The following is a 7,022-nucleotide window of genomic DNA, read 5'->3' as shown; positions in this document are numbered from 1 at the left end:
TGATATTGATAATCATTATCGTTTATTTATTTTCATTCTGCGGTTCATACAGCTATTTACTGAAGAATTAAATACTGGATCTGGAGGACGTTTAATTGTAAAAAATCTCTGTGTAACGATTCCAGATAAAAAGGAACAACCATATCCTGAGGTCAGCGCCAATGGAATTGCTATGGCGCTTGTACGGGAGACGGACATATTTTTTTGATGATGGTACTTTATGATTTACATCGAGCTGCTCGTTTTTTTCGGATTATATCATTGCATTAAAGACGGCGAGGCCGGACTTGTGAAGGATGAGTACTGCGGGAAGTCTTTCAAATTGGCCCGAGAACAAATAAACCGAAGTGTGTTACTTACAATTTATTAAGAGGTGAAAATGAGCATGAAGAAACTATTAATCCCGTTTATGCTACTGCTGACGCTTATGATTAGTGCATGCGGCAATGAAGAGTCAGCAACAAAGGATAGCGGCTCAGCAAAAAAAGAATCTAAAACGATTACATACCAAGCGGAAACAGGACCAATCGAAGTTCCAGCCGATCCGCAAAGAGTTGTTATGCTTTCAGGGTATACCGGAAATGTGTTAGATTTAGGAGTCAACGTTGTCGGTGTAGACACTTGGTCTAAAAACAATCCAACCTTTAAAGAAAAGTTAAAAGATGTTCAAGAAGTTTCAGAAGATGACTTAGAAAAAATTATTGAATTAGAGCCGGATTTAATCATCGCGTTATCAACGGTGAAAAATTTAGACAAATTAAATGAGATCGCTCCTACTGTTACTTATACATGGGGTAAAGTAGATTATTTAACTCAACACGTGGAAATTGGCAAGCTACTAAACAAAGAAAAAGAAGCCCGAGCATGGGTTGACGACTTTAAGCATCGGGCCGAAGAAATCGGAAAAGACATTCGTACAAAAATTGGAAAGGATTCAACTGTATCTGTTATTGAAGCATATGGGAAAGAGCTTTATGTTTACGGTAATAACTGGGCGCGCGGTACAGAAATCTTATATCAAACGATGAAACTAAATATGCCTGAAAAAGTAAAGGAAGACGCATTAAAGGCAGGGTATTATACGTTATCAGCTGAAGTGCTTCCAAAATATGCGGGAGATTATGTCATTTTAAGTAAGTACTCTGATGCGAATACATCTTTCCAAGAAACAGACACATACAAGAACATTCCTGCTGTCCAAAACGGACATGTCATTGAAATGCAAGGTGAAGGCGCATCATTCACTGACCCAATCACACTTGAAAAGCAATTAGCATTCTTTAAAAAAGCGTTTCTAGGAAACTAAGACTAGAAAAGCAGAGGTCTATTGAAAGGGGTTGGCCAAAGGGCAGCCCCTTTCCCATTCTAAGAAAGGAAAATGATGAGCTTTATGATAAGAAAAACTCAATCTTTTACCTCATTTGCCTTCAAACTCATCTTAGGAATTCTAGTGTTTATTGGTATGTTTTTTATGGCAATGGTATTTGGAGCTGCAGACGTTTCAGTTGAAGATGTATGGTTGGCTCTTTCGTCTTCTGCAACCGGCGATCATATTTCGATTATCCGTGATATTCGGTTACCTCGTGAAATAGCTGCCATTTTTGTTGGCGCAGCTCTTGCTGTCTCTGGTGCAATCATGCAAGGTCTAACAAGAAACCCACTTGCTGATCCAGGTTTACTAGGATTATCTGCCGGGGCTTATGCAGCATTGGCTGTTACGATCGCTTTCATTCCATCAGCCAATTACTTTTTGACGATGGTTGCCTGTTTTATTGGAGCCGCACTCGGTGCCTTGTTGGTTTTTGGAATCGGTTCAATGAAAAAAGGCGGATTCTCTCCTTTCCGTATTGTATTAGCGGGTTCTGCTGTTTCCGCCTTTTTATACGCCATTGCTGAAGGGCTTGGCCTTTATTTTAAAATTTCTAAAGATATCTCGATGTGGACAGCAGGAGGGATGGTTGGAACAACTTGGAACCAACTGCGAATTATTGTACCTTTTATTATCATTGGAATTGTTGTTTCCTTTTTCCTCTCGAGACAACTTACCATTCTCAGCTTAAATGAAGAAGTTGCAGTTGGCTTAGGTCAAAATATCATCAGAATTAAAATCCTTCTATTTATTATCGTGATCATTCTCGCGGGAGCATCTGTTGCTCTGGTTGGCAATATGACCTTTATCGGTCTTATGATTCCTCATATTGTTCGGGCAATTGTTGGAACCGATTATCGTTTTATTTTACCAATGTCTGCAACTTGCGGAGCTACTTTTATGCTATTTGCTGATACACTTGGCCGTACCTTAAATGCACCATATGAAACACCTGTTATAGCCATTGTCGCTATGCTTGGTTTACCGTTCTTCCTGATCATTGTCCGAAAGGGAGGAAAAACACTCTCATGATACATTCAGCATTAATTAAAAAACAGCGAATGATTTTATCGATTTCTCTCATACTCATCATAGCTACAGCTATTATTGGGATGGGAATAGGGTCTGCTAGTTTATCTTTTGACAGACTCATCCACACTCTATTAGGTCAAGGAACCTTTAAAGAGGAATTTATATTATATTCTATTCGCTTGCCTCGAATATTGATTACTTTATTAGCTGGGATGGCACTTGCTATATCAGGTGCTATTTTGCAAGGAATCACAAAAAATGATTTAGCTGATCCAGGCATTATTGGGATTAATTCGGGTGCTGGGGTTGCCATTGCCGTTTTCTTTTTATTTTTCCCGACTGAAGCTGGATCATTTGTTTATATGATTCCAATTGTTGGCTTTATAGGAGCGATTATAACGGGCTTCTTCATTTATCTGTTAGCCTATAACAAAAATAGTGGTATGCAGCCTATAGGTTTAGTCCTCATCGGAGTCGGATTCTCAACTGCACTTTCCGGAGCGATGATTGTCATTATTTCTTCTGCTGAACGGACAAAAGTTGATTTCATCGCCAAATGGCTGGCGGGTAATATTTGGGGTACGGATTGGCCATTTATTTGGGCTCTCCTGCCTTGGTTAGTCATCTTGATTCCGTTTACTTTGTACAAAGCAAGTCGACTAAATTTATTAGGATTAAGCGAGCCTGTAACCATTGGAGTTGGGGTTTCCATTGAAAGGGAGCGGATTGTTTTGCTTTTAACAGCTGTCGCATTAGCAGCTGCTGCCGTTTCTGTCACAGGAGGTATTTCCTTTATCGGATTAATGGCCCCACATATCGCAAAAACTTTAGTAGGACCCAGAAATCAACTATTTATCCCTGTTGCTATTCTACTTGGCGGTTGGCTCTTATTATTCGCCGACACAATCGGACGTAATATCATTGAAACCACTATACCGGCTGGAATCATGGTTTCATTAATCGGGGCACCTTATTTTATTTATTTGTTATTGAAAAAGTAAAAATCCATAAAAACGAGGCTGTCCCAATGAGTCTCCAAAAATTCATTTCAAAATGGACCCATTAAATCAAACCCTTTGGTAGTCCATTTTGCAGAGGTGGTATGAAAGGGAGAAGTTTTCTCTTTTCAGATACTTATGAGATAAGGCTCCTCCCCCCTACCTCATTCTCCAGATCATGATGAATTGTTCAAGCAACACTTCTTTTCGGCAGCTCGCGGTCATGTTTAATTCTTTGATCCAATGCCGTTCTGATCCTATTCAACGTTTTAGAATCCAATACAGCCGCCTCCTATCTAGGCTTAATACTGGTTTTATTTTAACAAAAAAAAACTGCTAACGCCCTAGGTTTCAACAACTTGATTTGTTTAACGATGCCCCCCAAAGTCAGCTTCATGCACCGGAAATCAAAGAAAAAATCATCTACCTTCGCTTTTCAATTTGACATGGTACCTTTTAATACAACGGCCGAGCCAAATCGGCTTATTTTGAATTTCTTTCACTCAACACTCGTATCTTCATTACGTGTACATAAAAAGGTGCAAGAGAACCGCTCCCTTGCACCAAAAACTATGTCATTTACTTATAATAATTATAACCATTAAATGTTGCGATCATATCATTTTGTGTTCCAGTATTTCCGCGATTCGTGTTAAAGTACAGCGTGCCGCTGTCAAAATCAACAGATTCTATTTCAAATAGTTTATATACACCGCTGGTAATTCTGAAAGATAAATCTTTGCGAGTAAACAATTCTTTGGAAAAGTCAGCAGTTGGCCTTGTTTTTTGCTCTTTAATCAAACTGTCTATATTCAAAGGATATGTTAATATAATGCTGACATTCGAAGCATTACCTTTCGCATCTGGTTTTGTCAGTGGTACATATAACGTTCCCTGATAAAAGGAAATCCCTTGCTGAATATAATTAGAAACATCCATTGTCGTATTTTTAACAACAGCTTTTGAATAGTTTAATTTAAAAGTAGCTTCATAATCGAATTTGCCAGTCTTATCATTAAACTTCCCAATAAAAAATTTCTTCCCTGATCTTACAATAAATTTATCTGCACCAACAGAATATGTAATTCCGCTTATAGACAAATTCGAACCTTTATAGTTCAGCACATAAGTTTTGTCCACTTTATAAGTTTTCTTTGCTGTATCAACACTCAGTTTAACGATTTTATTGACATACTTGGACCCATCAGACATTGGGGCAACATAAATGCTGACATGTTTATCACCTGCGGAAGCTTTTACCGCTAAGTCATTTGCGTGGCCTAAATCATAGCTGGTGGAATTGGTACTCGAATTTTTAAGGAGAGTTACAGTTCTTTTACTTTTTGTACCATTCATTTTGATAGAGAATAATTGAGTTTTATGAGTTGAGTTGTTTATTTTTGCTGCATAAATAACGTTGTTATTACGATCAACACACATACCCTGCATTGCAGTGTTATAACCCGATTTTGATAAGGATACATAATCGGTATACGTATTAAAGTAGCCTGTTTGTGCATATGCAGTAGTAGCGGCAAAACTGCTTATAGCTAAGGCAAACGCTGCAATTAAAAATTTGGATTTTCCAAACATTCGTTTCCCTCCTTTAAAATATTTCCATATTATATCACCGAAGGATTTTTGAGTCAATAAATGACCTATTTTGTTAAAAATACGTCAATCTTCCCCTATTGCTGGGTAAACGTAAGCGTTCCCCATAGATTGACTTCAACTCTTTTGGTCTAATACCTCATTATCGTTCATGATGACAATATTATGAACGGGAAAGGGGGTGGGTTTTGAGTGTGGTTTAAGCTATTGCCACACAACCTCGTTTACTTATGATACGTTTCATCCCAATTTATCTATATCGGTTTTAATAAAGACTTACAATCATCTTCCTTGTTAAAATGCATTACCTTATAATAGAAGTAATATAAATATGATACTATTATTTTTAAATAGAGATACAGAGGCTGAGACAATGAATGAACTTGTGTTTGAAAAAAGAGAATTTACTTCAGATCATGTGAATGTTGTAAAAACACTGCATTTAAATAACTATCCGATTGTGTACATCCTTTATAATGAGAAAAAGAAACCGACTGCATATATTGGGCAAACGGTTCAAGCTGCACGGCGTTTGAAGAATCATATAGATGACGAAAAGCGAAAGAAATTGAATCGTTTTATATTAATCGGGCATGAGAAATTTCACCAGTCTGCGACATACAATATTGAATCAAATTTAATTAACTATTTTATCGCAGATAACCGCTATCAGCTTCAAAACGTGAGCCAGACCAGGTCTAGAGAAATGCACAATTACTATCAGAAACCCTTTTATAATGAAAATATCTTTCAAGTCATTTGGGAGAAGCTGAGAAAAGAGAAAATTGTGAGCGATTCTCTTGAAAACCTTAGGAATAAAGATATTTATAAGTTATCTCCTTATAAGGAACTCTCACCCCAGCAGCTCGATATTAAAAATAAGATCCTTGATTTCTGTAAAGAACATATACAAAAAGAAGGAAATCATGTCATTGTCATTGAAGGAGATGCCGGTACAGGTAAAAGTGTCTTGTTAAGCTCTCTGTTTAATACGATTCAAGACTTGGCTAACAGCGGGGACCCTTTTTTAGGCAAAAAGGATAATTACTTGCTGGTGAATCACAGTGAAATGCTGAAGACTTATAAAAGTATCGCCAACAGCTTACCGAATTTGAAGAAAAAGAGTCTTATGAAGCCAACACCATTTATTAATGAGAAAACAAAGACGGGAGCAACAGCGGATATCGTATTAGTAGACGAAGCTCATCTGCTTTTGACAAAGGAAGATTCCTATAACAATTTTCGCTACCAAAACCAGCTGGATGAGATCATTAAGCGAAGTAAAATCACTGTTGTGATCTTTGATCCAAAACAAGTCCTAAAGATTAAAAGTTATTGGAACGATAGGCTGCTCGAAGAAATCATCAATCAGTATGATGCGAAAACCGTAAAACTGACAGACCAAATGAGAATGAACGCCAATCCAGAAACGATGAAGTGGATTGACAGCTTTGTTGAAAAGAAAGTTCTTCCCTTGCCGACTGAAGACTCCTCCTTCGAGCTTAAAATATTCGAAGATGCTGCTGCGTTTAAAACAGCTATTGAACGTAAAAACAGTGAAGACGGGCTCTCCCGGATTGTCTCGACCTTTGATTATTTACATAAAAAAGATAAAAAGACTTACATCGTTGATGAAGAAGGGATTAACATGCCCTGGAACAGCACCCAGGATAAAGTGACATGGGCCGAAAATCCGAATTCTATTAAAGAAATCGGCTCCATTTATACTGTTCAAGGGTTTGATTTAAATTACGTCGGCGTCGTTCTCGGCCCTTCCGTAAGCTATGATGAAGACAACGACGAACTGGTAATTGATACTTCTAAATACAAAGATAAAGGGGCATTCGTGTCACGTACAGATTTGTCGCCAGAACAGAATGAACAAATTAAAGAACAAATCATCTTAAATTCAATAAATGTCCTGATGAAGCGGGGCATACACGGCCTCTATATTTATGCGACAGACCCTAAATTAAGAAAGAGACTACTCGAGTTAGAAAGGGGAAAATGAT

Annotated in this window: 5 protein-coding genes and 1 pseudogene; 5 read left to right on the top strand and 1 reads right to left on the bottom strand. The window is 37.7% G+C overall.

From position 1 onward, the window contains the following. The 4 genes and pseudogenes from BTA31_RS23315 to BTA31_RS11300 all read left to right on the top strand — a co-directional run. Positions 1–208 (top strand): annotated as a pseudogene (locus tag BTA31_RS23315) (hypothetical protein); the annotation flags it as partial. Positions 209–385: 177 nt separating this feature from the next. Further along, complete coding sequence (locus BTA31_RS11310; protein WP_043927704.1) at positions 386–1,306, top strand: iron-hydroxamate ABC transporter substrate-binding protein; 921 nt, start codon at positions 386–388, stop codon at positions 1,304–1,306. A gap of 84 nt (positions 1,307–1,390) precedes the next feature. Then, positions 1,391–2,401 carry a FecCD family ABC transporter permease gene (locus BTA31_RS11305; RefSeq protein WP_076791602.1) on the top strand — a complete coding sequence of 337 codons (1,011 nt, stop codon included), beginning with the start codon at positions 1,391–1,393 and terminating at the stop codon, positions 2,399–2,401. Next, entirely contained in the window at positions 2,398–3,402 is a 1,005-nt protein-coding gene (locus BTA31_RS11300; protein WP_076791590.1) for a FecCD family ABC transporter permease, read from the top strand. Before BTA31_RS11305 ends, BTA31_RS11300 begins: the two co-directional genes overlap by 4 nt. A 576-nt stretch (positions 3,403–3,978) precedes the next feature. On the opposite strand, the gene BTA31_RS11295 is transcribed toward BTA31_RS11300, so the two are convergent. Beyond that, positions 3,979–4,992, bottom strand: coding sequence for a hypothetical protein (locus BTA31_RS11295; RefSeq protein WP_076791587.1), 1,014 nt, complete (start codon positions 4,990–4,992; stop codon positions 3,979–3,981). A gap of 391 nt (positions 4,993–5,383) precedes the next feature. Between BTA31_RS11295 and BTA31_RS11290 the strand changes: the two genes are divergently transcribed. Further along, complete coding sequence (locus tag BTA31_RS11290) at positions 5,384–7,021, top strand: DUF2075 domain-containing protein (RefSeq protein ID WP_076791585.1); 1,638 nt, start codon at positions 5,384–5,386, stop codon at positions 7,019–7,021. Position 7,022: the final 1 nt, after the last annotated feature.

This window comes from Bacillus haynesii, assembly GCF_001969855.1.
Taxonomy (GTDB): domain Bacteria; phylum Bacillota; class Bacilli; order Bacillales; family Bacillaceae; genus Bacillus; species Bacillus haynesii.
Note: the sequence above shows the minus strand (reverse complement) of the source record. Positions and strands in the feature narration are given on the sequence as shown.